Raw genomic sequence first — 26,239 nt, forward strand, 5'->3', positions numbered from 1 at the left:
TGCGCACACAGAGCTACTCGGCCGCCGCGGGCAACCCGAGAGCCGCCGGAGCCCAGGAGGCCAGGACCTCCAGCGCCCGCTCGGAGATCATCCGCTTGCGCGCCCGGCGGTCCTTGACCGTCGGGCCCTCCAGGGGGGGCATGAGGCCGAAGGCGATGTTCATCGGCTGGAAGTGCTCCGGATCGGCGTGCGTGATGTAGTGCATCAGGGAGCCGATGGCGGTCTCCCGCGGGAAGGCGATCGGCTCCTGGCCCAGCGCCCGCCGCGCCGCGTTGATCCCGGCCACCAGGCCGCCGGCCGCCGACTCCACGTACCCCTCGACGCCCGTCATCTGGCCGGCGAAGAAGAGGCCGGTCCGGGTGCGCGACTCTCCGGTAGGATGGAGCAGCCGCGGCGAGTTCATGAACGTATTCCGATGGATGACGCCAAGCCGCTCGAACTCCGCCTGCTCGAGCCCGGGGATCATGCGGAAGACCCTGATCTGGTCGCCCCACTTCAGGCTGGTCTGGAAGCCCACCAGGTTGTAGAGCGTTCCGGCGGCGTTGTCCTGGCGGAGCTGGACGACGGCCCAGGGGCGCCGCCCCGTGCGCGGGTCGATCAGGCCCACGGGCTTCATCGGTCCGTAGCGCAGGGCGTCGGGCCCCCTGCGGGCGATCTCCTCCACGGGCAGGCAGCCCTCGAAGAAGCAGACCCTCTCGTCCTCGGGGTTGTGGGGCATCGCCTTCTCGGCGGAGAGCAGCGCCTGGTAGAAGGCCTCGTACTCCTCCTTCGTCATCGGGCAGTTGAGGTAGTCGTCGCCCTCGCCCTTGCCGTAGCGGCTCATGCGGAAGACCTTCTCCATGTTCACCGTTTCGATGTTCACGATCGGCGCGGCGGCATCGTAGAAGGAGAGCGCCTTCTCGCCGGTAAAGCGCAGGATGGCCGCGGCCAGCGGCTCCGACGTCAGCGGCCCCGAGGCCACCACCACCACGCCCTCGTCCGGGATCTCCCGCACCTCCTCCCGGACCACGGTGATGTTGGGGTGCTGCTCCAGCGCCGCAGTGACGCCGGCGGCGAACCCGGTGCGGTCCACCGCCAGCGCCCCGCCGGCGGGCACGGCATTGGCCAGCGCCTCCCGCATGACGAGGCTGCCCAGCCGGCGCATCTCCTCCTTGAGCAGGCCCACCGCGTTCTCCAGGCTGGCCCCCCTGAGCGAGTTGGAGCAGACCAGCTCCGCGAACAGGCCGGTCCGGTGCACCGCGGTGCTGACCTTCGGCCGCATCTCATACAGCGTTACCCTGACGCCGCGCGAGGCGGCCTGCCAGGCCGCCTCCGAGCCCGCCAGGCCGGCGCCGACGACGGTGATATGGGGCTGTTTCACTCAGGCATGCACCTCTTCCATGGATTCCACCGGCTCGGCGTAGCCGCAGTCCGGCGTCTTGCAGACGTGGGCGAGTCCCAGCTCCTTGGTGCGCTTCTCCACCATGTAGGGCGCGCCGCACTCGGGGCAGGGACGGTTCACCGGCTTCTCCCACGAGACGAAGTCGCAGTCGGGGTAGTTGGTGCAGCCGTAGAAGCGGCGGCCGCCCTTCTTCGCCTTGCGCTCCACGATGCGGCCGGTGCCGCAGTTCGGGCAGGTCACCCCGGTCTCCTCGAAGATCGGCTTGGTCGTCTTGCACTCGGGGAAGCCGGGACACGCCAGGAACTTCCCGAAGCGCCCGTACTTCACGACCATCATCCGGCCGCACTTCTCGCAGGGCACGTCGGAGACCTCGTCCTCCAGCTCGAACCCGCCCACCTTCTCCTCCGCCTCTTTCAGCGTCGACTCGAAGGGCTCGTAGAACTGGCGGATCAGATCCCTCCAATGAATTGCGCCCTCCGCCACGGCGTCGAGGTCGTTCTCCAGGTGTGCGGTGAACTCCACGTCGATGATCCGGGGGAAGTACTCCTTCAGGATGTCGGTCACCAGTATGCCCAGCTCGGTCGGGTGGAAGCGCTTATCCTGTTTCACCACGTAGCCGCGCGTCTGGATCGTCTGGATGATCGGGGCGTACGTGGAGGGCCGCCCGATGCCCCGCTCCTCCAGGGCCTTGACCAGCATCGCCTCGGAGTACCGGGGCGGCGGCTGGGTGAAGTGCTGCCTGGGCTCCAGGCGGCGCAGCTCCACCCGCTGGCCCTCGGTCAGCTCCGGCAGAAGCCCCTCGGCCTCCTCCCGGTTGGTCTCCTCGTCCTCGCTCTCGATGTAGACCTTCATGAAGCCGGGGAAGCGCAGGGTCTGCCCGGTGGCGCGGAACAGGTGCTCGCCGGCCGCCAGGTCCACCGACACGGTGTCGAGCACCGCAGGCGCCATCTCGCTGGCGACGAAGCGCTCCCAGATCAGCCTGTAGAGCCGGTACTGGTCGGGGGTCAGGTACGGCTTCACCGACTCGGGCGTGCGGTTCACGTCCGTGGGGCGGATGGCCTCATGCGCACCCTGCTCGCCCGCGCGCCTGTCGGCCTCTCTCCGCTTGGCGGGGAGGAACTCCCGGCCATACTGCCCCTCGATGAAGGCCGCGGCCGCCCGGGCCGCCTCGTCGGCGACGCGGGTGGAGTCGGTGCGGATGTAGGTGACCAGGCCCGTGTGGCCCGCCTCGCCGAGGGGAAGGCCCTCGTAGAGCTGCTGGGCGACCGCCATCGTGCGCCGCACGGTGAAACCCAGCTTCCGGGAGGCCTCCTGCTGCAGGCTGGAGGTGGTGAACGGGAAGGCCGGGTTCCGCTTCTTCTCCCGCCGCTTGACGGAGCGCACCTCGAGGGTGAGGCCCGCGCCGCTGAGGTCGACCGGCTCGCCGGGGACGAGGTTGTCGGCCGGGCGCCCCAGCACGCCGGCCAGCACCCGGGCCGTCTCCTCCCAGTTCTTCAGCTCGGTCTTCTCCTGGCCAGCGCCCTGATAGCGGGCGCTGAAGCTCTGCCCGTCGCCGGTCTGCAGCCGGGCCGTGAGGGTCCAGTACTCCTCGGGGCGGAAGGCCTGAATCTCCCGCTCCCGGTCGACGATCAGCCGCACGGCCACCGACTGCACCCGACCGGCGGAGAGGCCGCGCCGCACCTTGCGCCAGAGCAGCGGGCTCAGCTTGTAGCCCACCAGCCGGTCCAGCACGCGACGGGCCTGCTGCGCGTCGACCCGGGCGAGGTCGATGGGCCGCGGCCGCCGGATCGCCTTCTGGATCGCGTCCTTGGTGATCTCGTGAAACTCGATGCGCACGGGCTCGTCGGTGGGAATGCCCAGCGCCTGCGCAAGGTGCCAGGAGATCGCCTCGCCCTCCCGGTCAGGGTCAGTGGCGAGGTAGACGCGCTCCGCCTTCCGGGCGCTGTCCCGCAGCTCCTTCAGGACGTCGCCCTTGCCGCGGATCGTGATGTATTTGGGCTCGAACCCGTCCTCGACCGCGACCCCGAGCTGGCTCTTGGGCAGATCGCGCACGTGGCCCATGGAGGCCTTCACGGTGTACTTCCGCCCGAGGAACTTCTCGATGGTCTTGGCCTTGGCCGGGGACTCTACGATGATCAGGCTCTTGGGCACCCAGATCACACCTCCGTGCGACACGCCACGGCGGGGACGCGTCTCTCCTGCCAGTGGCCTATCCAATACGTATGTATTGCCCGTCAGGTAAGCGCCGAATCGCGCTGCGGATCTCCAACATCGTCAGGCAGGCCTGTACCTCCGCGATGGGAAGACCGCACGTCTCCGCCAGGTCGCCCGGCCACCACGGGGCGTCGCCCATCCAGCCCAGCACCCGCTGTTCCAACTCGGTCAGCCCCCGCGGCGCAAAGTGCAGGGGCCCCTCGGGCGGCGTCAGGAAGCCCAGGTCCTCGAGCACCTGCCGGCCGCTGACCGCAAGCCCGGCGCCGTCCCGGACGAACCGGAACAGGCCGCGCGAGAGCGGACTGGTGATCGGCCCCGGGACGATGAAGAGCTCCCGGTCCTGCTCGATGGCGTGGCGTGCGGTGATGAGCGTGCCCGACCGCTCGCCCGCCTCCACCAGGATCACGGCGTGGCTGAGCCCGCTGATGATCCGGTTGCGCTCGGGGAAGTGCTCGGGGCGCGGGGTGCTGCCGGGGGGCTGTTCCGAGAAGACCGCCCCCGACTCCCGCATCTGCCGGTACATGGCCACCGATTCACGAGGATAGCAGACATCGGCGCCGCCGCCAAGCACCGCCACGGAAGTTCCGCCCGCGCCGAGCGCGCCCCGGTGGGCGGCGGTGTCGATGCCCCGGGCCATGCCGCTGACAACCACCGCCCCCAGCTGCGCCAGCTCCCGGCCCAGCTGCTCGGCCACGGCCAGGCCGTAGCTGGTGGGCCGCCGGGTGCCCACGATGGCGACCACCGGGCGGTCGGGCTCGGCGTTGGGCTCCCACGGGCCGTACTGGTAGAGCACGGGCGGCGGCTCCGGGATGTGCTTCAGCCGCTCCGGGTAGCCGGGCGTCCCAAAGCAAAGCACCCGGAGTCCGACCCGCCGGGCCCGCTCCAGGTCCCGTTCCGCCTCGCGCCGCGCGTCGGCGCTCCTGCGCACCGCCACCGCCGCCCGGGCGACGGCCGGCGTGAAGCCGTTCACCGCGGCGAGCTCCGCCTCGCCCAGCTGCCACGCCTCCTCCGGATTGGGGTGCGCCCGCATCAGCTCCGCCAGCCGGTGCCGGCCGACGCCCTCGGCGCGCCCGTAGATCAACCAGACCAGGGCCGGTTCCATCGCGCTCACCCCCACGACTGCGGCTCCCCGGGACTCTCCGGCCGCCGCCCTGCGCATGCGGCGGCCCCTCCCAGCCGCCGCACGCCTGCCCGCACGCGAAAAGCCCGGTGGCTCCGCTACCGGGCTCGCAGGGGCAGCTCCTGAACCCCCAGCACCAGGAGCAGAACCTGAGCCAGCCCCCTGGCGAGCGGGGAAGTATAGATGTACTCGTCAAGCCGATGGCCGTTGCCACCCAGGGTGACCCCCACCGTCACCGCAGGGATGCCCATCGAGAGCGGGACGTTGCCGTCGGTGGACGAGGGGTAGGTGCGGGTCTGCAGGCCGAGTTCCCGGTGGACGGCCCGCACGAGATTGCAGAGCGGGTGCTCGTCGGGGATCGCCCCCGTGGGCCGGTCGCCCAGCAGCTCCAGCGAGGCCTTCACGCCCGTCTCCCGCTCCACCGCCCGGATGATGCGCTGCACCCGCTCCTCGAGGCGGATCAGCTCCGCCCGGTCCAGCGACCGGAGGTCGAGCACCGCCTCCGCCCGCGCCGCAATCGTGTTCACCGACGTGCCACCGGAGATGAGGCCGACATTGTAGGTGGTCTTCGGGTGCGCAGGAACGCGCAGCTCGCTGATGCGGGCGATGATCCGGCCGAGGCTGTGGATGGCGCTGGGCGCCCCGAACGCACCCCAGGAGTGGCCGCCGCTGGTGGTGACCACCAGGCGGAAGCGCCGGCTGCCCACCGCCTCACGCACCATCCCGCCCAGGCTGCCGTCCAGGGCGATCACGTAGTCGATCTCCTCCTGTAGGGCCCGCACGATGGCCCGCATGCCCTCCAGGTTGCCCAGCCCCTCCTCGCCGCATGTGGCGGCGAAGATCACGTCGCCGGTGAGGCTCACATCCGACTCCACCAACAGCCGGGCGGCGTGCAGCATGGTCGCCACGCTGGCCGAGTTGTCTCCGACGCCGGGGGCCCGCAGGATCTCGCCGTCCACGCGCACGGTCACGTCCGTCTCCACGGGAAACACGGTATCCAGATGGGCCGCCAGCAGCAGGTTCGGGCCGGTGCCCCGCCCCCGCAGGCGGCCGATGACGTTGCCGGCGGCGTCGCGGCTGACCTCTCGCAGCCCTACCTCTACCATGCGCCGCGCCACGTAGGCGGCGCGCTGCTCCTCGTGGAAGGTGGGCGCCGGGATCTGACAGATTGCGATGACTTCCTGCACAAGATCAGGCAGTGCGGTCTCCGCCCCGGCCACCATGCGGAGGGCGGTAGGGCGCTCGAAGTGCATGCGGCGTCGCCCCCTTTGGCAGTTCAATCTCCGATTATAGCGGAAGGTTGTAAGGTTGGAAAGAGTGACCAGTCCGGCGGCTACTCCACCCGCTTGCGCAGCACGACTTCCCACTCGCCCTCGCCCGCGGCGCGCACCGCCAGCACCTCGTCGCCGTACATCTGGGCGCTGCGGGGCACGTTCCGGGTGGCCGGCTCGTAATCCAGCCGGACGAGCAGGACCTGGCCCACCTCCATCTCCTCGAGGGCGATCTTGGTCTTGGCGAAGGTAATGGGGCAGACATCGCCGCGCAGGTCGATGATGCGGTCCGGCTGCGGCAGCGCGTCGGGGCCAGTTGGCGTCATGGGGCATCCTCCTCCGTTGCTACTCCGGCTGCGACAGACTCTCCTGAACCAGCCGCACCGCCTCCTCGAAGTCGGCCGTGCGCCAGACCTGCTCCGAGTGGCCGGCGGGGTAGAGCTTCTCGGTGCGGGGATGCGGCAGCGCGTCGAACTCCGTGCCGATGTACTCGCCGGTCGCCTCGTCGCGCACCACCACCAGAAAGCCGCCCCGCGCCAGATGCGGCCGGTTCAGCTTGAAGCGGGCCGGCTGGGCCGCGTATCCGATCACCCGGCCATCGGCGTCGCAGATCTCCTGGCCGGTGGCCGCCAGGAGCTCCCGGATCTCGGCCGTCTGCACTCGCACACCCCCCGTCCCACAGCGCGGGGGAGGCCGGCGGCGCCTGCCTCCCCCACCGGTCGTCGGGCTAATCTTCGCCCCTGACGCCATCGCCACCTGCTGCGCCCGTCTGCCCGTAGACGGTGCCCTCGTCGGACTTCGCCCTGATCCCGTGTGCCTTGTCGACGCTGGTCAGGTTGTCGGGCGCCGTCTTCATCGGGTTCTCCAGCCGCTCCTGGTCCCGGGCCTCCAGCTTGGCGGCATCCTCCCGCCAACCGGTTCCCCGGCGGTCGGCCATCGGCCCCTCGTGGACCGGCTGTCCTTCCTTCTTCGCCATCGCTCTCCCTCCCCCCGCTCGGGCTGACCGCTGGGCGCGGTCAGGCGTTAGCATGCGCAGGGAGCCGCCGCCCAACCCGGTCCCGGGAGGGCTGCGCCTGCATCCCGCCGGCGGGGACGGGCTCCGCTCCGGCCACGCGGTACTGCAGGGCTTCTGCCAGGTGGGCGAGACCGATGGCGTCCTGGCCGTCGAGGTCCGCCAGGGTGCGGGCCACCCGCAGGACGCGGTCGTGCCCGCGCAGGGTGAGGCCGAACCGATCCATCGCCTCCCGCATCAACGCCTCTCCGCCCGCGGGAAGCCGGCAGAAGCGGCGCAGCAGCGCCGGACCCATCTCGGCGTTGGTGCTGCAGCCCGATCCGGCCAGCCTGCGCCGCTGCCGCTCCCGCGCGGCCAGGACCCGCTCACGCACCGCCGCGGAGGGCTCGGCTGCGGCGGTGGAACGGTACTGCTCGTAGTCGACGGGCTGCAGGAAGAGCTGCAAGTCGAACCGGTCCAGCATCGGGCCGGAGAGCCTGCCGCGGTAGAGGTGCACCGCGGACGCGGAGCAGGTGCAGGCCCGCACGGGGTCGCCCAGGTGCCCGCAGGGGCAGGGGTTGGCCGCGGCGACGAGCATGGGCCGGGCGGGGAAGGCGACGTGGCCGCTCGCCCGGGCCAGCCGGACGACACCGTCCTCCAGGGGCTGGCGCAGCGCCTCCAGCACGTCGCGCCGGAACTCGGGCAGCTCGTCCAGGAAGAGGACGCCCCGGTGGGCCAGCGTGACCTCCCCCGGCCGGATCGGGGTGCCGCCGCCGAGCAGCGCCGCCCGGGAGGCGGAGTGATGGGGCGCCCGGAAGGGCCTGCGGCGCATCAGCCCGCCGCCCGACAGCTCGCCCGCGACGCTGTAGATGCGGCTGACCTCCAGCGACTCGGCGTCATCCAGCGGCGGCAGGACCGTGGGGAGGCAGCGCGCCAGCAGGCTCTTGCCGGCCCCGGGCGGGCCCACCATCAGGAGGTTGTGGCCCCCGGCCGCCGCCACCTCTAGGGCGCGGCGGGCCACCGCCTGGCCGCGCACCAGCGCCAGGTCGCCGTCCGGCTCGCCGCCGCCCTCGGCCGGTGCGGCCGGCTCGGGCACGGCCAGATGCCGCTCGCCCCGCAGGTGGGCCACCAGATCGGACAGGTGTGGGGCGGAGAGGACGGGCGCCAGAGCGCTGCCGGCGGCCCGGCCATCGACCGGGTGCGCATGCCCTCCCGCCGGGTCGGGAGCCGCCCCGGGCGGCCCGGAGTGCCCGCGACACAGCGCTGCCGCCTCCGCCGCGCTCTCCGGCGGGAGGATGAGCCGGAGGCCCTGCTGCGCCGCCAGGGCCATGGCCAGGGCGCCCCGGACCGGGCGGAGGGCGCCGTCCAGCGCCAGCTCGCCGGCCACCGCCACGCCCTCGAGTGCGGCGGGGTCGAAGGCGCCGGATGCGGCCAGCACACCCACGGCGATGGCGGCGTCGAAGCCGGCCCCCTCTTTGCGCGTGTGCGCCGGAGCCAGGTTGACGGTGATCCGCTGCAGCGGGAAGGGCCAGCCCCCGTTGCGGATGGCCGCACGCACGCGCTCCCGGGCCTCGCGCACGGCCGCGTCCGGCAGCCCCACGATCTCGAAGGCAGGGAGTCCGGGGCTCACGTCGACCTCCACCGCCACCGGCACCGCGTCGATCCCCTGCAGGGCAAAGCTCCACACCCGCACGAACACCGTTCCCACCCCGCCAACACTTGTTCGCCTCACCATCATCATGCCAGGCCGCGAGTGTTCTGTCAATCCGTGCCATTCCTGTTATTTTACTCCTTTTGCCCTCTGGACCGATCTCGGGTGACACGGCAGGGGCGGCGGATGCCGGGTGAACCCCAGATGGAAGGCACCGCCGGGTGTCGCAGGAGGGGCGCCTCGGCGCATGTGCACTTCGCAAGCGCCCCCGTGCGTCGAGGGTGACCACCGTCGTTATGTAAACATAGGCTGGTAGCGGACCGCCGTGACCTGACGCGGACGGCACAGGAGGGAGGCCGATGGCGTTTGAAGTCGAACAAGTGGTGGGTTCCGGCAACGTGCAGCAGCTGCTCTGCCAAACGATCCAGCTGGGTGCAGACGCCGAGGAAATCAAGCAGATCGCAAAGACGGTCATCATCGACAATTGTCTGGTCGTCTTCGACAAGGTGATCGTCGACGGTCGCCTGCGCAAGGACATCATGTTCAAGCAGGCGAGCGGAGGCTTCCCCATCCCCGGCACGGTGCAGGGCTGCACGGGCATCACGCGAACGGTGAGCGGCCCCGTGGTGGACCTCGACGTCGAGATCACCTTCAACGCCCTGATCCCTGTACCGGGCGCGCAGCCCGGTGACAAGTGCGTCGTGCTTCAAGCGTTCGTGGAAGGCGAAAAGGAGGAGCCGGCCGACATCCAGCCCAACGGCGCCTTCCGGTCACTTGTCGACAAGTCGATCATCTTCCTCTGCGTGAAGGTGGTGCGCGACGTGGTCACCGACACGCTAGGTAACGGCATGGGCGCGAGTACCACGGGGGTCGTCGTCAACGGCAACGGCAACAACAACGGCGCCATGCTCTGCCCGCAGCGGCGCTCCACGGGCTTCTTCCCCGGCGGCAACGGCACGATCCCGCGGGCGAAGCCCGGGCTCCTGCCCGGCACGTTCGTCGGTCCGACGCTGATCTTCCCCGGCGTGCTCAATCCGGGCATCCCCACGACGGTTCCGCCCATGAACGCGATCGTGAGCCTTCAGGGTACGCAGGTGCAGGTGACGGGCCAGGCCGGCGCGGCGAACAACATGGTTTCGGACGTCACCACCACAGGCGGTACCGTGATCAGCTAGTGCGCGAAAGGAGCCGCCCGGTCCGTGCCGGACGGCTCCTGTTATGCCCTTTCGCTACGCACCGAACGCACCCTTGATGACCTCGCACCGGTAGCGTCCGTCGGGTCCGGGCTCCACCGAGACCACGTCGAAGCGGCACGGCGGCACCGGACCGCCCCGGCGGGCCAGGTAGAGCGACGCCAGGCGCACAAGGCGCCGGCGCTTTTCCGCCGTGACCGCCTCCGCAGGCGAGCCGAAGCCGCGGCCCCGACGGGTCTTGACCTCCACGAACACCAGGACGCCCCCGTCCTCCGCCACCAGGTCGATCTCGCCGGCCCGGAAGCGCACGTTCCGGGCGACGATCCGGTAGCCCAGCGAGGCGAGGTACGCGGCCGCCGCGTCCTCCCCCTCCTGGCCGACCCGCGTGCTCACCTAGCCCTCCGTGAAGAGCAGGGGCGCACCGACGGAGGTGCCGCCCTCGGCGGGCTTCCGGTGCAGCGGACACGGGCCGTACCGCTCGAGGGCGAGCCTGTGCTCCGCGGTGCCGTAACCCTTGTGGTGCGCGAACCCGTATTCTGGGTACTTGGCGTCCATCTCGATCATGTACTCGTCCCGCACCACCTTGGCCACCACCGCGGCGGCTGCGATGGAACAGGAGAGCGCGTCGCCGCCCACCACGGGGACCTGCGGCTGCGTGACGCCGGGCAGGTGCACGCCGTCGATCAGCAGGTAGTCCGGCGTGACGGGCAGGTCGGCCACGGCCTTGCGCAGCGCCTTGTACGTCGCCACGACCACGCTGGCCTCGTCGATGCCCTCAGGCTGCACCATGCCCACGCCGACGGCCACCGCCGTCGCGCGGATGTGCCCGTACAGCTCCTGGCGCCGCCGGTGCGACAGCCGCTTCACCTCGTCGATGCCCGGCAGCTCCACCTCCCCCGGCAGAATCACCGCCGCAGCCACCACCGGCCCCGCCAGCGGCCCCCGCCCCACCTCGTCGACTCCGGCCACGTTGCGGTACCCCATCGACCAGAGCTGCCGCTCGTAGCTGTACATACGATGCAGCTGGGTGCGGCGCCGGTCACGCTCCTCCAGGTGAGTACGGCACTGGCGTACGAGCTTCTGCGCACCTTCGCGCGGATCGTCGGCCAGGGCGGCAATGATGTCGGGGTAGATATCGGGGCCCTGCTCCGCCATCAGTGCTTGCAAACGCTTCAAGCTCATCCTCTTCAGGATGAATCTCTTCACCTGTGGTCACCCCTCACCCTCTTGACTGCTTCAGCCCGGCCGCAACTCGCCAGCCGTACCCCTTTAGGCCTTCAGCACAGTTTGCAGTTGAAATCACAAGTGTGAGTTTCGGCGGGTTGTGTGAAAAATCCTCCCTCATTATTGGACGTGTAGGGATTTCCTTGTGTACTCGTAATATCACAGTTTCGCATCTGCAGGCGGCGGGGGCTGGAGCGTCACGCGCCCGAGCCGCCCCTCGCGGAACTCGCGCAGCACCAGCGCCGCGGCCGCATCCACGTCCACCTGTTCGCCGGCGCGCAGGATCCCCCGGTGGCGACACACCGCCTCCAGGTTCGCCTCTGGATCCGGGTCCAGCCGGGTGAGCCCGAACCGCTCCGCCAGGGCCGGACCCAGCGGCTCCCAGATCAGCGTCAGCAGCTCGCCGGCGACGTCCCGCCGGTCGAAGACCTCGTCCTTGATCGAGCCGATGGCCGCCAGCAGCAGGCCGTCCCGCTGGTCCTCGAACTTGGGCACCAGGATGCCCGGCATGTCCAGCAACTCGACGTCGGCGCCGATGCGGATCCACTGCTTGCCCCGGGTCACCCCGGGGCGGTCGCCCACCGCTGCGCGGCGAGCCCCCACGAGCCGGTTGATGACCGACGACTTGCCGACGTTGGGGATGCCGACCGCCATGACCCGCGCAGGGCGGGGCTTTCGGCCCTTGGCCGTCCAGGCCGCCAGAACCGGGGCGAACGCCCTGCGCACGGCGGCCAGCACCTCCCGGGCGCCGGTTCCCTTCACCGCGTCCAGCGCGACAGCAGGCCGGCCCGGTTCGTTCAGCCGCCGCACCCACTCGGAGGTAGCGGCGGGGTCAGCCAGGTCGGCCTTGTTCAAGATCAGCACCTGCGGCTTGTGGGCCACCAGCCGCATCAGGTCGGGGTTCCGGCTGGCCAGCGGGCAGCGGGCATCGACGATCTCCAGGACCACGTCCACCAGCGGTGCGTTCTCCTGCAGGATGCGCCGCGCCTTGGCCATATGGCCGGGGAACCACTGAATCACCGGCACGGGGCTCCCTCCCTTACGAGCGGTCTCCCTGTGCCGGGGAGGTGAGACCGCCGATCTCCGTAAGCGGCCAGATGCGGGCGAATGCGAGGCCCCGGATGTTCTCCAGGGGCACCTCGCCGAAGTACCTGCTGTCCTCGCTGTTGGACCGGTTGTCGCCCAGGACGAAGACCGAGTCCTCCGGCACCACGTACGGACCGAAATCGCCGGCGCTCATGCGGACGGTGCTCACCTCGGGGAAGCGCACGCCGTTGACGTACACCTCGCCGCCGCGCATCTCCACGGTGTCGCCGGCCACCGCCACCACCCGCTTGATGAAGTCCCGCTCCGGCTGGCGCGGGTAACGGAAGACGACGATGTCACCGGGCTGCGGGTCGCGCAACCGGTAGATGAACTTGTTCACCAGCACCCGCTCGTGGTCGTGAAGCGTGTTGGTCATCGAACTGCCCGACACCTGGTAGACCTCCACCACGAAGGTGCGGATTACGAAGGCGAACAGCAGGGCCAGAACCAGGGTTTCCAGCAGCTCACGCACGGGCGACTTCCGCTTGACGGCCGGTCTCTCTTCCGAGACTTCCGCCATCTAGCCTCTCCTCCCCGTCGGATTCCGATGTGGGTGCGGGGTCTGCCCCCGCGCCTGCGCCCTATAGTGGAACGCTCCGCTCAACCCGGTGAGGGTGTCGAGCGGAGCGATGCGCTTTTGAACCCGGATCAGGCCTCTTCCGGCCGGGCAACCCGACGCTCCCGGATACGGGCGGCCTTGCCGGTCAGGTTCCGCAGGTAGTACAGCTTCGCTCGGCGGACGACGCCGCGGCGGACGACCTCGATGGAGGCCAGGCGCGGGCTGTGGACGGGGAACGTGCGCTCGACGCCGACGCCGTACGAGATGCGCCGGACGGTGAACGTCTCGTTCACCCCCGAGCCCTGCCGCTTGATGACGACGCCCTCGAAGGCCTGGATGCGCTCACGGGAACCCTCGATGACCTTCACGTTCACCCGGACGGTGTCGCCAGGCCGGAAGGCGGGGATATCATTGCGGAGGTACTCGCGCTCGATCTCCTTGATAATGTCAGGCATGATTTCACCCCTTGTACGTGACGTTCGTACCGGTGCTTCCGAGCGTAGCAAGCGGGCCGGCAGCGGACCGTCCGTGATTACACGCAAACCATTATACCAGGGCAGGTTGCCCCTGGCAACATCAACGTTCCTGTGCCCGGCGCCACTCCGCCACGAGGGCCCGTTCGGCCGGCGTGAGGTCAGCAGTCTCCAGCAGGTCCGGCCGCCGCTCCAGCGTGCGGCGCAGCGCCTGCTCCCGCCGCCACCGCTCGATGGCGCCGTGGTTGCCCGACAGGAGGATCTCCGGCACCCGCATCCCCTCGAACTCGACGGGGCGGGTGTACTGCGGCCCCTCCAGCAGGCCGGAGGTGTGCGACTCGGCGACGCTGGACTCCAGGTCCCCCAGCACGCCCGGGATCAGACGGGCCACCGCCTCCACCACGACCAGGGCGGCCAGCTCGCCGCCCATCAGCACGTAGTCGCCGATGGAGATCTCGTCGGTGGCCAGGGCCCGGATGCGCTCATCGAACCCCTCGTAGCGGCCGCAGACGAGGATCAGGTGATCCTCCTGCGCCAGCTCCTCGGCCAGCCGCTGGTCGAAGCGGCGCCCCTGCGGGTCCATGAGGATGATGCGCGGCGGCCGGGCGCCTGCGGGGCCGCGCCCCGCCGCCCAGCGCACCGCGGCGAAGACCGGCTCCGGCTTCATCAGCAGGCCGGCCCCACCCCCGTAGGGGTAGTCGTCGGTCTGCTGGTGCTTGCTCAGGGCGTGGTCGCGGATGTTGACCACCCTGAGGTCGATGATCCCCGCCTCGTTGGCGCGGCCGAGGATCGACTCGCGGAAGACCGGCGCCACGATGGCCGGGTGGATCGTGAGAAGCTGGATCAGCATCGGGCTAGTCCTCCAGCAGGCCGGGGATCGGGTCGATCACCAGGCGGCCGGCCTCGAGGTCGATCTCCTTGACGAACTGGCGCACGGCGGGAACCATGTACCGCTTCCCGGGCGCCGTCTCCACCACGTAGAGATCGTGCACCGGGCTGTTGTGGTCCACCTCGACCACCCGCCCCAGAAGGGTGCCCCGGGTGTCCACCACGTCCAGGCCGATCAGGTCGAAGTCGTAGTAATAGCCCTCGGGCAGCGGGTACGCCTCGGCGCGCGGGACCAGCAGGTTCACGCCGCGCAGCGTCTCGGCCTTGTTCCGGTCGGTGATGCCCTCGATCTCCAGGATCACCAGGTTCTTGACGAAGCCGCGGAACCGAACCCCCGCCGGCCGCTCCGGACCGTCCAGCAACACCCGCCGGAGGGTGGTGAACCGCTCGGGGAAGTCGGTGACGGGAAAGACCCGCACCGCCCCCCGCACCCCGTGGGGCGCGGTCACCTGCCCGATCCGGACCAGCTCGGTACTGGACCGCTGGGCCACTACGCCTCACCCCGGATCGCAATCACCTTTCCGTCCTCAACCACGATCTCGGTCGCCATGACGGCCTCGAGGTTGTCGCCGACGCCCACGGTGGCAATCGCCTGCACCGTGCCCTGCACGACCTCAGACCCCAGCGGCAGCGACTGGATGTGGCTGATCTCCTGCTGGAGCTGCGCCTTCTTCTCGGCGCGCACCGCCCGCTCCTGCTCCACCAGCTGCCGCAGCTGCATCTGCTGCTGCGGGCTGATGGAGGCGGTCAGCTGGGCGCGCTTGACCTGGCTCTCCAGCTCGTTCATCTCGGCGTCCAGCTGCTGGATCGCCGCGTTCAGCTCCGCGGTCAGCCGGGCCTTGAGGCCGTCGGTCACCCGCGCCTTGATCGTGACGGGACGCAAGATCTGCAAGCTCATGACATGAACTCCACCATTACTCGGCGGCCATCCTTCACGGCGGCCGCCTTGACCACCGTGCGAATCGCCTTAGCGACCCGCCCCTGCCGTCCGATCACCTTGCCCATATCGCTGTCGGCCACGCGGACCTCAAGCGTGACGGACCGGGGGGATTCCACCGCCGTGATTTTGACCTGATCCGGGTGTTCCACGAGCCCCTTCACCAGGATCTCTACGAGCCGCTCCAGCATGAAGCAACAACCCCCTGTTCTGGGGTGGGTCGTCCTCGCCCCTTACTTCTTCGCCTCGTCCAGCCTCTTCATCACGCCGGCCTGGGAGAGCAGCGAGCGGGCGGTATCGGTGGGGGTGGCGCCCTTCAGCAGCCAGTTCAGCGCCTTCTCCTCGTCAACCTTCAGCACGGCCGGCTGCTTGGTCGGGTCGTAGTAGCCGATCTCCTCCACGAACCGGCCGTCGCGGGGCGAGGTGGACTCGGCGACGACGAGCCGGTAGAACGGAGCCTTCTTCATACCCATCCGCTTCAGGCGAATCTTGAGAGCCATTCTGGTTCATCCTCCTTGAGTGTTCACAGCCCAATCTATCTGTGCACATCCCGTCCCGGACGGGAGGGATGGAGCACCGCACTGTCCTAGCGGCGGCCGAAGAGCCCGCCGAAGCCCCCGCCCGGAAGCCGGGGCATCTTGCCGCCTCGCTTCATCATCTTCTCCAGACCGCCGAGTTGCTTCATCATCTTCCGGGCCTGCTCGAACTGCTTGATCAGCCGGTGCACCTCGGCGATCGGCCGGCCGGAGCCCTTGGCGATGCGCTCCCGGCGGCGCACGTTGATGATGTCGGGGTTGCGCCGCTCCTTCGGCGTCATGGAGAGGATCATCGCCTCGATGTGCTTGAGCTCTTTCTCGTCGATGTTGATGTCCTTCAGCTGGGCCCCGACGCCGGGCAGCAGCTTCAGGATGTCCTGCAGGGGCCCCATGCGCCGCATGGCCCGCATCTGCTCCAGGAAGTCCTCGAAGTCGAACTGCGCCTTCAGCATCTTCCTGGTCATTTCCTCGGCCTGCTTGCGGTCCACCTGCTCCTGGGCCTTCTCGATGAGCGTCAGCACGTCGCCCATGCCCAGGATGCGGGAGGCCATCCGGTCGGGGTGGAAGGGCTCCAGCGCGTCCAGCTTCTCGCCGACGCCGACGAACTTGATCGGCCGCCCGGTCACCTCGCGCACCGAAAGCGCAGCGCCGCCGCGGGTGTCGCCGTCCAGTTTGGTCAGGATGACGCCGTCGATTCCCAGCTTGCCGTGGAAGTGCTCGGCCGTCGTCACCGCGTCCTGGCCGATCATTGCGTCGATCACCAGCAGGGTGTCGTGGGGCTTCAGGCGCTCCTTGATCTGCCGGAGCTCCTCCATCAGCTCCTCGTCGATCGTGAGCCGGCCCGCCGTGTCGACGATGATCACGTCGCGCCGCTCCTGTGCGGCGTAGTCGAAGGCTCGCTGGGCGATGTCCACCGGGCTCACCTGGTCGCCCTCGGCGTAGACCGGCACGCCCACCTGCTCGCCCAGCACCTGCAGCTGCTTGATGGCGGCCGGGCGGTAGACGTCGGCGGCCACCAGGAGAGGCTTCTTCCCCTCCTTCTTCAGCCTGAGCGCCAGCTTGGCCGCGTGCGTGGTCTTGCCGGCGCCCTGCAGGCCGCAGAGCATGATGATCGTCGGCGGCCGGTCGGCCATGGTGAGGCCGACGTTGGCGCCGCCCATCAGCGTGACCAGTTCCTCGTAGACGATCTTTATGACCATCTGCGCCGGGTTCAGCGTCTCGAGGACCTCCTGGCCCACGGCCCGCTCCTTCACCCGGGCGATGAACGACTTGACCACCTTGAAGTTGACGTCGGCCTCCAGGAGGGCGAGCCGCACCTCCCGCAGCGCCTCGGTCACGTCAGACTCCGTCAGCTTACCCTTGCCCCTGAGCCGTTTGAACGCCTCCTGAAGGCGTTCTTGAAGGGATTCAAACAAGCGCTTCCCACCCTTTCTTATATAGAAGGGTTGGCATCATGCTTCCGCCTGCAGGGCCGCCAGCGTGCGGCGGGCGGCGGCGAGGTCATCCCGGTCCAGGGCCGCCGCGAGTTCGGCCAGCAGCTCCTTGCGCCGCAGGTGCTCGGCCACGAAGCCCAGCCGCTGCTCGTACTCCTGCAGCGCCGCCTCCGACCGCCGGATCAGCTCGTGCACGGCCTGCCGGCTCACGCCGTCGGCGTCCGCGATCTCGGCGAGCGAGAGGTCCTCGAGGTAGTAGGCCCGGATCAGCTCCTGCTGCCGCTCCGTGAGCAGCGGGCCGTAGAAATCAAAGAGCAGGGCGATCCGTGGAATATCCTTCATCGAAGCCGCCCCCTCCGGCGTGATCCCCTGTCAAGGAATTCCCCTTGACAGCGCCGTCGCCTGTTTGAGTATAGGCGGCCCGACCGCGCCTGTCAAGGGGTTCGTATTGACATCGTGCGGAGATCCCTCAGGGCGTTGGCCGGTGCCTGGCAGTGCGCCCACAACTCCCTCAATCCTTGGGCCGTCGGTCCTTGCGAGACTCCAGGCGCCTCACTCTCGTTTCCAGCCGAAAGACCCAGACACTGCCGGCCACAAAAGCAACGAACGCGAGCTACCCGGCCACCGTGTTGAACACATCCCAGAAGCGCCCCATATGCACCTCCAAGCTGAGTCTGTCTGATCTTGACTGCGGGGCCACGCCTAAGGTTGCCGCTTCCAGCGATCTGCGTCCCGCTCCCGGTACTTGGCCAGTACCCGGCCAAACGCCTCCTCGAGGTCGATGTTCATCTGGTTGGCCATGGCTGCCACGACGAAGAGAATGTCGCCCAGCTCCAGGGCCACATCCCCCGTGTCCTCCGTCGGCTTCTTCGTCTTCGGCCCCCACCGGTGGTTGACCTCGCGGGCCAGCTCGCCCACCTCTTCCGTCAGCCGGGCGAGGTTGGCCAGCGGATCCCAGTAGCCGAAGGGAGCGATCCAGCGGTCGACCTCCCGCTGCACTTCCCGCAAATCCATGCGCTCACCTCCCGAGCAGAGCGGGGCTGCGCCACACGCCGCTCCCGGCCCCAACAGGGGCGGAGCTACAGCAGCAGCCAGGCCAGGGTCGCCAACAGCCCCACGCCGCCTGTGGCGGCGGCTGCGGCGGCCCCGCGAATCAGGTTGACCCGCCCGCGCAGGTAGCGGTCCAGCGGCGAGACCTCCAGGCTCTCGCCCACAGCCTCCCGGAAGCGGCGCAGCACCCTGGGGTAGCGCGTAAGCGGCAGCGGCCGCTCAGGCAGATCCAGGACGTGGGGATCCGCGACGGACCGGCGCAGGTAGGCGGAGAGCGTGGCCGCCCACTCCTGCATCTCGGGCGAAAGCGACTCGCCGGGCAGGCAGAGCTCGGGGTTCAGCTGCGCCACCCGCTCCACGAACCGGACCTGGGCCAGGAGCAGGGCGTCCGCCTCGGCCCCGCGCTGGGACTGGCGCAGCCATTCGGCGTAGGCGGCCAGGCGGAAGCCGGCCGTCACCAGCGGCAGGGGCTCGCCGGGCACCGGGTGCAGGTCGGCGTCGGCCACCAGGCAGGGGTACTCGGTGAAGACCTGTCGCCAGATGGCGGCGGCCTCTTCGGGCCGCCCCTCGCCCCAGGCCTCCCTCGCCCGGGCCAGCAAGGCGCTGAGGTGGACGGCGTAGGCCAGGTAACCCACCGACTTGCCGTCCACCGGCGTGCGGGCGGCCACCGGGTCGGTGACCACCTGCGCCACCAGCCTCGCTGCCCTGGCTTCGGCCTCGGCGGCCTGGCCCGCGTCCAGCAGCTCCCGGATCGGGGGCAGGGCCGCCCGCAGGTGCTGCCGGAGCCGCGCCTGCCGCTCGGCCGTGGGCACCACCCGGCAGTTGCCCTGGGCGTCGGCGTCCAGCTCGCAGCCCAGGCGCCTCAGGTCGCGCTGCACCCGCAGGAACAGGCCTCCCACCAGGCTCAGGTAGATCAACTGGAACCGCCGCTGCCGCTCGGGGACGAACTCGGCGTACTCCCGCTGGAAGGCGGCCCAGCCCGTCTCCACCTCCTTCGCCACGCGGTCCAGCGACCGGTCGACGCCCAGCAGCTGGGCGGCCGTCTCGCGGCCCACCAGCGGCTCCAGCGCCGACGCCACGGCGCTGCCGATGATGCGGGCGCCCTTCTGGATCAGCGGCTGGGACCGCAGCCGGGCGACCAGGTCCGCGTACAGCCGCATGTTCTGCGCGTGCTCGCTCAGCGCCTGCGCCACCGGCCGGCCGGCGGCGGCGATCTGGTCGGCCAGGGCGCGCAGGGCCTGGGGCGGCAGGGCGTACCGCCGGGCGATGCCCGGGTGCGGCACGGCGCGCGCCAGGTCTGCGACGATCTGGTTGTAGTCGCTGAGGTCAGGCGGGGTCAGGCCCGCCGCCAGGTCGCGGGCGATGGCGGCTGGGTTCATCAGCACCAGCCGCTTGCGCAGGGCCTTCAGCTCCTCCTTGTGCCCGGGGTGCTTGGTCTCCTTCTTGCGTGCGTGCTCGATCTCCTTGAAGCGGCGCGCGAGCGGCTTGACGAAGGCCCAGTTGGACTCCTGTGCCCTCGCCTCGGCCCGCCTGATCAGGTGCTCGGCCAGCCGCTCGGGCAGCTCGTGCCTGAGCTCGGCCACCAGGTTGTCCCATTCCCGCTGGGCGCCCACCCACCGGCCCACTGCCGGGAAGATCAGGTCCTGCATCTGCACCCCTCCGCTACAGGTTGATGCCCAGGGCGTCAAGGCCGCTCCAGTCCAGGTTGGCGTATGTCTGAAGCTCGGCGAGCCACCCCTCGTACGACACGGTCTCCAGGGGCAGAACCCGCCGCCAGGCCGTGCGCAGCTCCTCCCAGTCCGCGCCCGCGGAGAGCCCGGGCGGCCCCTCGGCGTCGGCCGCCACCCGGCCCTCGCGAAGGAAGTCCTCGAAGCAGCCGTCTGCGAAGAGCACACCGCCCTCCGGCAGCGCGACCGCACCGGCGCGCAGCGGGGCGACATGCTGGAACAGGAGTGCGTCCAGCCGGGCCATGCAGTTCAACCTCCTCGGGGCCGCAGTGCGGCGGTACATACTCGTAAGACGTCCCGGTGCGGGGAACCCCTTCAGCGGGGACCGTCAATGAGTATGACTCAGACGAACGCCGATCTGGTTCTCGCCGCGGCCGGAACCTTCTGGCCCCGGAGGCCTGTCCGCTTCGCGCGGCCCTTCGGCGCCACGGCTTGACCCGCTTCGGCGACGGCCGCCCGTCACACGCAGCGACCAGGGGGATCACGCTCCCTGGTCGCTGCCCGTTCACCCCAGCTCATGTCGCCGGGCACTCATCAGCTCAGCGCCTTCAGAATCTCCAGCGCCTCCAGCGTATACTGCGCGTCGCACCCCGGATAGCGGCTGGTCCATACGCCTTCGGCTCCCCGCCGCTGCAGCAGCTCGTCCCGGTAGGCCCGCACGGCCTCCGCCCGGGTGTCGAGCCCTGCGAGCCCCCACAGGATCAGGGCCCAGGTAAGGTCCATCACATCGAACCACGGCTCATGTCGGTACTGCCGCAGGAACCGCAGCGAATCGTCAAGGTACCTCTCCGCCGCGCGCGCCTGTCCCCGCATGTGGTAGACGGCCGCCATCGCGTGCGTGGTGGACAGGTAACCGGGGAAACGCCCGTCCTCCCGCCGGTTGGCCTCCATCCAGGCGACGGCCCTCTCGGTGACCGGGTCGCCGGCCAGTCCCAGTGCACACAGGCAGGCCGCGTTGTTGGCGGTCTCCCAGAGGTCCACGTGCAGGTCGCCGGGCCGGTTCCACTCGGGCGGGTTCGCGCCGTACTGTGCGGGATCCTCCGTCCACCGCCCATCCTCCTGCTGCGTCCGCCGCAGGAACGCTACCGTGGCCCGGCACTCCGGCGTGTCGGCCAGCCCGCTCCAGATCATCCGCATCAGGCTGACGCTCGTGGAGCCCATGTTGGAGACGGGGCTGTTGAACTCCCGGCTCCGCCAGCCGCCGTCCGGGTTCTGCCGCTCCGCCCAACCGGCCGGGGGCGGCTCCGCGGACCCCGTCAGCCGCTTCGCCCGCCACTGCTCCCATGTCGTACCGTGTTGGAGAATGTACTCGAGTGCCAGGGTATCCTGCCTGTCCACAGCCTCATCCCACCTTGTCCGTTGTGGTCGGTCCAGACCCCACCGTCAGCGAGTCGCCGCGCCCGGAAGCCGGCTGCGCCGCCGGGCAGTGACGCCCGCTGCACCGAAACGGTGGCGGATCCTTCCAACTGTAACAGACGGAACAAATGTGCGGTAGGTTTCGCGCTGTGCTGCGGGCCGCAGGCACCCGACGGCGAGGCGCGGGAGCGGAGTCCAACGCGCGCAGAAAAGGCGAATCTGGGTGTTGACCCTCACGCGACGTGAGGGTTTATCCTACCGTCAGGAGGTGAGCAGATGGCGCTGACGGTGAAGGCGGTGGCCGACCTGGCCGGCATCAGCATCCGGGCCCTGCACCACTACGACCAGATCGGGCTCCTGAAGCCGGCCGGGCAGTCGGCCTCCGGCTATCGGCTCTACTCCCAGCAAGACCTGGAGCGGCTGCAGCAGATCCTGTTCTTCCGCGAGCTGGGCTTCGGCCTCAAGGAGATCAGGGAGATCATCGACAGCCCCGACTTCGATCGCCGGAAGGCCCTGCTGGCCCACAGGGCCGCCCTGCAGCAGCGACGGGAACGCATCGACCGGCTGATCCACACGATCGACCGGACGCTGGAGAGCATTGAGAAGGAGGATGCCCCGATGACGAGGGAAGAGATGAAGCAGTTGTTCGACGGCTTCGACCCGAGCGAGTACGAGGACGAGGCCCGGCAGCGCTGGGGCGGCGGCCGCGAGTTTGCAGAGTCCATGGAGCGCACCCGGAAGTACACCCGGGCGGACTGGGAGAAGATCAAGGCAGAGGCCGGCGAGATCTACGTGAACATCGCGAACCTCATGGACCGGGACCCCGGCGACGAGGCGGTCCAGGAGTGGGTCGGCCGCTGGCACGAGCACATCAACAAGTGGTACTACTCCTGCTCGCTGGAGGTCTTCCGGGGCCTGGGTGAGATGTACGTGCAGGACGAGCGGTTCACGAAGAACATCGACAAGACCAGGCCCGGCCTGGCCCGCTTCCTGCGGGACGCCATGCGGATCTACTGCGACCGGCGGAAAGGCAGGTAACAGCCGCTTGCAGGGGGCGCCCCGTCTGCCGGTACGGGCAGGCGGTGCGCTCCCGCGTCGCGGCTGCGGCCAGGTGCAGCCCGCCGCCCACGCCGGCGGCCGTATTCTCCCGATCGCTGCGGCGAGGCGCAACCAGCCTAACCGAGTACTGGGTAGGCAAGCAGGGAGGACCCCCGCGCAGGGGGGGCCTGGGAGCCCGCATATTGCCGCCTCGCGTTCGCAGCGGAGGGCGTCGGTTGTAACCAAAGGAGCGAAGGCGAACGTGCCCTAAGTAGCCAGAAAGCTACCGCATGTGAAGTGACCGACATGATGTGGAGTCCGATGCTCCTGTTGATCGCCGGAGCGTCCCTTGTTCTTCTGGTACTATCAGCCACGTTATCGCGATAGGCCAGGATCGCCGGTAGAAACCGCTGACTCAGCCGAATCCCGGTTGAAGGAACAATACGCTGCCCGTTGAAACATTAAACTGGTAAACGCACTCCATGCATGGGAGCCGTGATAGGCACATGGAAGGCGACTTGGCTGTTAAGGTGTTCGGGGTGCTTCACGCTGCATTCTTTGATGCTCAAGGTAAGCCGATTCCGTTTTTCCTACGTGAGAAGGCGAACACCCAGTCCGACCCGCTGGACGAGCACATCAGTGAACTAATCACGGGGGCTATCAAAGGCGTTGAGTGCTTCAAGGCCGGTTCCATTACCAGCCCTGACTTGGCTATCCTCGACAGCTCTGTGCTGCAGGGAACCTGGAAGGAGAGTGACCTGCAAGACCTCAACAAGGCGCTCGCTATCGAGGTCAAGAAGGTCGAGCGGGGCAGGAACGGGGTCGTCGCGAGGGCAACCGGAATGGACTATAATTCCACCCCGCCTTCCAGCCACGTCTATCTCTACGACAAGAACGACAGAGCGTTCATGGTTCGTTGCTTCTACCTGTTCGTTTCCACCGAGGCAGCCGCCGACAAGAAGAACACCATCGTGACTGCCCTCACACTGTGCGACGGTGCCGCACTGAACACCGACGTTGACCTCTACAAGCAGATCGTTGCTCCCCGTGACAAGCAAACTGATGTCGGTAGCTACGGCGAAGGTGCGATTCGCAATCGGCCGATGCTAATCTTCCCGAATCCGCTTGGGGTGGACTGGTTGGACAGGACACCTTCGCTAATCCATCCGGCGCCAGATCTCGAAAGGGTAGACGGTCGGCTTCGCCGAATCTGTACCATCAAGCGTACCCTCGCCGGAACAGACGGTAAGGAGTTCAACACGTTCTACTGCTACCAAGACAGCGACCTCTCTACGTATAAGGGTGCCGCCGAAGTAACCGACCCGTTCCCCACTCCCAAGGAACGTCAGCAGGGTAGACGCGGCAAGTTCCGAGTACCGGTTGAGATCCAATAAGCACAAACGGGGCGGTCATGACGACCGACCCGTTTTTCGTTGTTCTGTTAGTCTGCCGAGGCGCTGGGAAGGGCTGCGACTTCGGCTTTAGCGTTGGCGTTGGTATTGGCGTTGGCCTCAGCCCTAGCCTTAGCCTTAACCAAGCGGTCCAAGACGGCTCTAGCCACGTCTCCAACAGCAGTAGCAGCATCCAGTGGCTGTCCAGACTTCCTGATCGCGGTTCGCAGCTGGCTGTAGTGCTTCAAGCATACTCCTTCTGCGATAACGACCAAGTCGCCTGCCGGGGCATCAGGGTTACTGCTAACCAGCCGGTCAAACAGAGCCGTACTTTCATCAAGAATGGTCCGAAGTACTTCTTCCCATTCTGCTTCACTGGTCGTGACATCGTTGGGAGTTACCTTCTTGCAGACCAACATGATGTCATGCTCGATAGAGTTCTTCCCTAGCAACGGGACCCCAACGCTCATCTCCCCCTGCACCGGCCATGCGGCCACGCACTTGAACCCTGCATCGATGATCGCCTCAGCAACGCTAACCCACGCTCTTTCGTCGGCATGGTGGAACGTAAAGACCAGAACGCCGTCGTCCTTGAGCACCCGGTGGGCTTCCTTGAACACCCTCGTCATCACATCCGAATAGAATGCCGCGTCCTTTCCTTGGGCGGAGTTGACAATGGCCTCTTCGGCACGCCGGGTGGTCGGTTCCTCAAACTCAGGGTAACGGCCCTTCAAGGCCAACCGAAGCCAAGCATAGAAGAAGTCCGCCAGTTCCGAATAGTTGACGTTATCGAAGTATGGCGGGTCGGTAATCACTGCATCGACGGAACCGTCGGGAATTCCTTCCAGGCGGGTTGACGAAGCACACCGTACCAAAGCGTTAGCGTCGGTGTTCACCAGGTCATCCCACGTTCGGGCGAAGCGCGCTCGAAGCGGCTTGTCTAGCGGAGGATAAACAACGCTCTTCTCACCCTCGTCATTGATCAGCCGTTCACTCGGATACTGGCACCATTCCTTGCCCTTCCGCAGTTTGGAGTAGAACAGCGTCGAAAAGGCTCCAGAGGAGTCCGGTGTTCCCCACAGATTGTTCTCCAGCGGCACCTTCTCAGGAGCCAGAACGTGGTGGCTGAACATATGCCGAACAGCACCCGTACCTCTACCCTTGAAGCTAGTGAACATGTTGTTGAACTCGAGAGTGGCACTGAACAATAGAACAAAGAGTTCCTTCACATTATCTGTGGCTACGTGCGGGGGTAGGTCTAAGATCCCGTGGAGCAGCGTGGAGAGGCAGTAGAGTTGCCGAGGGTTGAAGCAGTCCCGCCATAGGCGATAGTTGAAGTTGAGGATCTGTCGGGTGTTGTACCCGTCTTCGATGGCGACATCCGGGACGAGATGCTCCTCCTCAACCAACAGCCTGCTCGCTTCTTCGTACAACCTCAGGTCAGCTTCGCTAGGAGCTTTGTAGTCTCGGTATCCGCACCTATCACAACGGTAGTCAAGGGCATACATCCGATGAGTGGGGACTTTCTCCAGCTTCCGAACTACGTCGATGATCCTGTGTGTCTTGCCACAGACTGGATTCTGGCACTTGAAGGAGGACTGAGTCGCCGTACCTTCATGCGGGTTGTACATATGATGGCAGGAACCACATTGTGCGATCTTGTGACGAACATCCGGCAGGGCGTTTACCTCACCGCACTTTGGGCAGGAGGAATGCCCACGGGGATCTTTGGCCGCATAGACGGCTTTGGAAAAAACTCGCGTCGGAAACAGGGGAGTAACAGTCCCGCAGGCGGGGCAAGGGAGTTCCTTGACCCAAAACGTGTACATGACGTCGGCTTCATTACTGCCACATTTGCCGCACTGGGTCTTGTAGAAGCGGGTAATCTTCGGAGCAACATGAGACGCTAGGTATTCAAACGCACGGTCCAAGTCTACCAGTGCAACATCCTCGAAAGCCTTCCGGACCTGGAACCATGCTACCGGGTTGATGTCCTGGCCAATAACCTTAGCTCCCAGCCGCAAGGCTTCGCCTAGGGTCGTGCCCGACCCCATGAACGGGTCAAGAACGACCTTGCCCGTGAAATCGCATCCGATGTAATACTGCCCCCACACGTCGGAATCCTCGGGAAGCAGGGACCCCAAAACAGTCGCACGGAAAACGCTTCCAAGGCGTTTGGCCCACCATTTGTGCATATGGTACACAGGACGATAGATGTTCTTTCGGTAGCTCTCAACCTTGGCCAAACGGTTGATGTGCTCGATCGGAAAGTCACGTTCGATAGCGGAGGTCATGGTGGCGCTTCGTCCCCCTTTTGCCACAGTGATTCTCGCAGCCGACTCAAATACCCTGTCTGCGTGTGACGGTCCGCTTCCTACGCCCGGTAAGAACTGGCTAGCGATGGTCGTCTGTTCCGTCCGGGATGTCAGAAAACGTACGCGTAGTTCATAGTCTTTTCCTGGCTGGAGACGGTGCTGCCCCAGTCGGGGGGCGGCTCGCTGGCCTACGCTACAGTCTTTGCCATCAGGTTTCGAACCGACTCCCACGCCCGATGACCTCCACGTCCCAGAAACGGCCATGTGGAACATGACATCGCTAAGGGTTTTCCGAATGACCACTTCTTACCTAGGAGCCTGTCTGAGTAAGCCAGTTCTGTAGGAGCAAAAGGGTTCGGTGTCCAATGTCTTCAGCATGAGCAAGAAGACGTATCGACCGTATGA

General features: G+C 67.8%; 28 protein-coding genes. 3 read left to right on the plus strand and 25 right to left on the minus strand.

Annotated elements, in window-relative coordinates; translation table 11 throughout:
- Positions 1-13: 13 nt before the first annotated feature.
- From trmFO to J2Z79_RS05430, 8 genes are all read right to left on the minus strand, one after another.
- A complete protein-coding gene (gene trmFO, locus J2Z79_RS05395; protein WP_209465839.1) occupies positions 14-1,360 on the minus strand; it encodes a methylenetetrahydrofolate--tRNA-(uracil(54)-C(5))-methyltransferase (FADH(2)-oxidizing) TrmFO in 1,347 nt (448 codons plus the stop codon).
- A complete protein-coding gene (gene topA, locus J2Z79_RS05400) occupies positions 1,361-3,532 on the minus strand; it encodes a type I DNA topoisomerase (protein WP_209465840.1) in 2,172 nt (723 codons plus the stop codon).
- A 58-nt stretch (positions 3,533-3,590) separates the two neighbouring features.
- A complete protein-coding gene (gene dprA, locus J2Z79_RS05405) occupies positions 3,591-4,754 on the minus strand; it encodes a DNA-processing protein DprA (RefSeq protein WP_209465841.1) in 1,164 nt (387 codons plus the stop codon).
- A 59-nt stretch (positions 4,755-4,813) separates the two neighbouring features.
- A complete protein-coding gene (locus J2Z79_RS05410) occupies positions 4,814-5,968 on the minus strand; it encodes a M20/M25/M40 family metallo-hydrolase (protein ID WP_209465842.1) in 1,155 nt (384 codons plus the stop codon).
- Positions 5,969-6,048: 80 nt separating this feature from the next.
- The gene (locus tag J2Z79_RS05415) at positions 6,049-6,312 is read right to left on the minus strand and encodes a sulfurtransferase TusA family protein (protein ID WP_209465843.1); all 264 of its coding nucleotides are present in this window, start codon (positions 6,310-6,312) and stop codon (positions 6,049-6,051) included.
- A 19-nt stretch (positions 6,313-6,331) separates the two neighbouring features.
- The gene (locus tag J2Z79_RS05420; RefSeq protein WP_209465844.1) at positions 6,332-6,646 is read right to left on the minus strand and encodes a hypothetical protein; all 315 of its coding nucleotides are present in this window, start codon (positions 6,644-6,646) and stop codon (positions 6,332-6,334) included.
- Positions 6,647-6,713: 67 nt separating this feature from the next.
- Entirely contained in the window at positions 6,714-6,962 is a 249-nt protein-coding gene (locus J2Z79_RS05425; protein ID WP_209465845.1) for a hypothetical protein, read from the minus strand.
- Between the two features lie 40 nt (positions 6,963-7,002).
- On the minus strand, positions 7,003-8,685 hold the full coding sequence (locus tag J2Z79_RS05430) for a YifB family Mg chelatase-like AAA ATPase (RefSeq protein ID WP_342589420.1): 1,683 nt from the start codon (positions 8,683-8,685) through the stop codon (positions 7,003-7,005).
- A gap of 302 nt (positions 8,686-8,987) precedes the next feature.
- On the opposite strand from J2Z79_RS05430, the gene J2Z79_RS05435 reads away from it, so the two are divergent.
- Positions 8,988-9,803: a DUF3794 domain-containing protein gene (locus J2Z79_RS05435; RefSeq protein ID WP_209465846.1), complete on the plus strand. Its 816-nt coding sequence runs from the start codon at positions 8,988-8,990 to the stop codon at positions 9,801-9,803.
- A 54-nt stretch (positions 9,804-9,857) separates the two neighbouring features.
- Here J2Z79_RS05435 and J2Z79_RS05440 read toward each other — a convergent pair whose 3' ends face one another.
- The 16 genes from J2Z79_RS05440 to J2Z79_RS05515 all read right to left on the minus strand — a co-directional run bounded on the left by J2Z79_RS05440 (position 9,858) and on the right by J2Z79_RS05515 (position 21,072).
- Positions 9,858-10,214, minus strand: coding sequence for a YraN family protein (locus J2Z79_RS05440; protein ID WP_209465847.1), 357 nt, complete (start codon positions 10,212-10,214; stop codon positions 9,858-9,860).
- Complete coding sequence (locus tag J2Z79_RS05445; RefSeq protein WP_209465848.1) at positions 10,215-10,997, minus strand: ribonuclease HII; 783 nt, start codon at positions 10,995-10,997, stop codon at positions 10,215-10,217. It lies immediately after the preceding gene.
- Between the two features lie 207 nt (positions 10,998-11,204).
- Positions 11,205-12,071 carry a ribosome biogenesis GTPase YlqF gene (gene ylqF, locus J2Z79_RS05450; protein WP_342589421.1) on the minus strand — a complete coding sequence of 289 codons (867 nt, stop codon included), beginning with the start codon at positions 12,069-12,071 and terminating at the stop codon, positions 11,205-11,207.
- Positions 12,072-12,084: 13 nt separating this feature from the next.
- Positions 12,085-12,651, minus strand: a complete 567-nt coding sequence (gene lepB, locus J2Z79_RS05455) for a signal peptidase I (RefSeq protein WP_209465849.1) — start codon at positions 12,649-12,651, stop codon at positions 12,085-12,087.
- Between the two features lie 128 nt (positions 12,652-12,779).
- Positions 12,780-13,145: a 50S ribosomal protein L19 gene (gene rplS, locus J2Z79_RS05460; protein WP_209465850.1), complete on the minus strand. Its 366-nt coding sequence runs from the start codon at positions 13,143-13,145 to the stop codon at positions 12,780-12,782.
- Between the two features lie 121 nt (positions 13,146-13,266).
- The gene (trmD, locus tag J2Z79_RS05465) at positions 13,267-14,013 is read right to left on the minus strand and encodes a tRNA (guanosine(37)-N1)-methyltransferase TrmD (RefSeq protein ID WP_209465851.1); all 747 of its coding nucleotides are present in this window, start codon (positions 14,011-14,013) and stop codon (positions 13,267-13,269) included.
- A 4-nt stretch (positions 14,014-14,017) separates the two neighbouring features.
- Complete coding sequence (gene rimM / locus J2Z79_RS05470) at positions 14,018-14,542, minus strand: ribosome maturation factor RimM (RefSeq protein ID WP_209465852.1); 525 nt, start codon at positions 14,540-14,542, stop codon at positions 14,018-14,020.
- Positions 14,542-14,949 (minus strand): YlqD family protein, encoded by a 408-nt coding sequence (locus J2Z79_RS05475; RefSeq protein ID WP_209465853.1) that lies wholly within the window; start codon positions 14,947-14,949, stop codon positions 14,542-14,544. The genes rimM and J2Z79_RS05475 overlap by 1 nt, the downstream gene beginning before the upstream one ends.
- A complete protein-coding gene (locus J2Z79_RS05480; protein ID WP_209465877.1) occupies positions 14,946-15,176 on the minus strand; it encodes a KH domain-containing protein in 231 nt (76 codons plus the stop codon). Before J2Z79_RS05480 ends, J2Z79_RS05475 begins: the two co-directional genes overlap by 4 nt.
- A 45-nt stretch (positions 15,177-15,221) precedes the next feature.
- The gene (gene rpsP, locus J2Z79_RS05485) at positions 15,222-15,488 is read right to left on the minus strand and encodes a 30S ribosomal protein S16 (RefSeq protein WP_209465854.1); all 267 of its coding nucleotides are present in this window, start codon (positions 15,486-15,488) and stop codon (positions 15,222-15,224) included.
- 86 nt (positions 15,489-15,574) lie between these two features.
- The gene (gene ffh, locus J2Z79_RS05490) at positions 15,575-16,939 is read right to left on the minus strand and encodes a signal recognition particle protein (protein WP_209465855.1); all 1,365 of its coding nucleotides are present in this window, start codon (positions 16,937-16,939) and stop codon (positions 15,575-15,577) included.
- Between the two features lie 36 nt (positions 16,940-16,975).
- Positions 16,976-17,299, minus strand: a complete 324-nt coding sequence (gene ylxM, locus J2Z79_RS05495) for a YlxM family DNA-binding protein (protein WP_209465856.1) — start codon at positions 17,297-17,299, stop codon at positions 16,976-16,978.
- A 360-nt stretch (positions 17,300-17,659) separates the two neighbouring features.
- Positions 17,660-17,971, minus strand: coding sequence for a nucleotide pyrophosphohydrolase (locus J2Z79_RS05500; protein ID WP_209465857.1), 312 nt, complete (start codon positions 17,969-17,971; stop codon positions 17,660-17,662).
- Positions 17,972-18,036: 65 nt separating this feature from the next.
- Complete coding sequence (locus J2Z79_RS05505; RefSeq protein ID WP_209465858.1) at positions 18,037-19,656, minus strand: hypothetical protein; 1,620 nt, start codon at positions 19,654-19,656, stop codon at positions 18,037-18,039.
- Positions 19,657-19,669: 13 nt separating this feature from the next.
- Positions 19,670-19,978 (minus strand): hypothetical protein, encoded by a 309-nt coding sequence (locus J2Z79_RS05510; protein ID WP_209465859.1) that lies wholly within the window; start codon positions 19,976-19,978, stop codon positions 19,670-19,672.
- Positions 19,979-20,268: 290 nt separating this feature from the next.
- A complete protein-coding gene (locus tag J2Z79_RS05515) occupies positions 20,269-21,072 on the minus strand; it encodes a terpene cyclase/mutase family protein (RefSeq protein WP_209465860.1) in 804 nt (267 codons plus the stop codon).
- Between the two features lie 294 nt (positions 21,073-21,366).
- Between J2Z79_RS05515 and J2Z79_RS05520 the strand changes: the two genes are divergently transcribed.
- A complete protein-coding gene (locus J2Z79_RS05520) occupies positions 21,367-22,128 on the plus strand; it encodes a MerR family transcriptional regulator (RefSeq protein WP_209465861.1) in 762 nt (253 codons plus the stop codon).
- 506 nt (positions 22,129-22,634) lie between these two features.
- Positions 22,635-23,522, plus strand: a complete 888-nt coding sequence (locus J2Z79_RS05525) for a hypothetical protein (RefSeq protein WP_209465862.1) — start codon at positions 22,635-22,637, stop codon at positions 23,520-23,522.
- A gap of 47 nt (positions 23,523-23,569) precedes the next feature.
- Here J2Z79_RS05525 and J2Z79_RS05530 read toward each other — a convergent pair whose 3' ends face one another.
- Positions 23,570-25,813, minus strand: coding sequence for a DUF1156 domain-containing protein (locus tag J2Z79_RS05530; RefSeq protein ID WP_209465863.1), 2,244 nt, complete (start codon positions 25,811-25,813; stop codon positions 23,570-23,572).
- Positions 25,814-26,239 lie beyond the last annotated feature (426 nt).

Origin of the sequence: Symbiobacterium terraclitae, assembly GCF_017874315.1 — a bacterium.
Classification (GTDB): Bacteria; Bacillota; Sulfobacillia; order Symbiobacteriales; family Symbiobacteriaceae; genus Symbiobacterium; species Symbiobacterium terraclitae.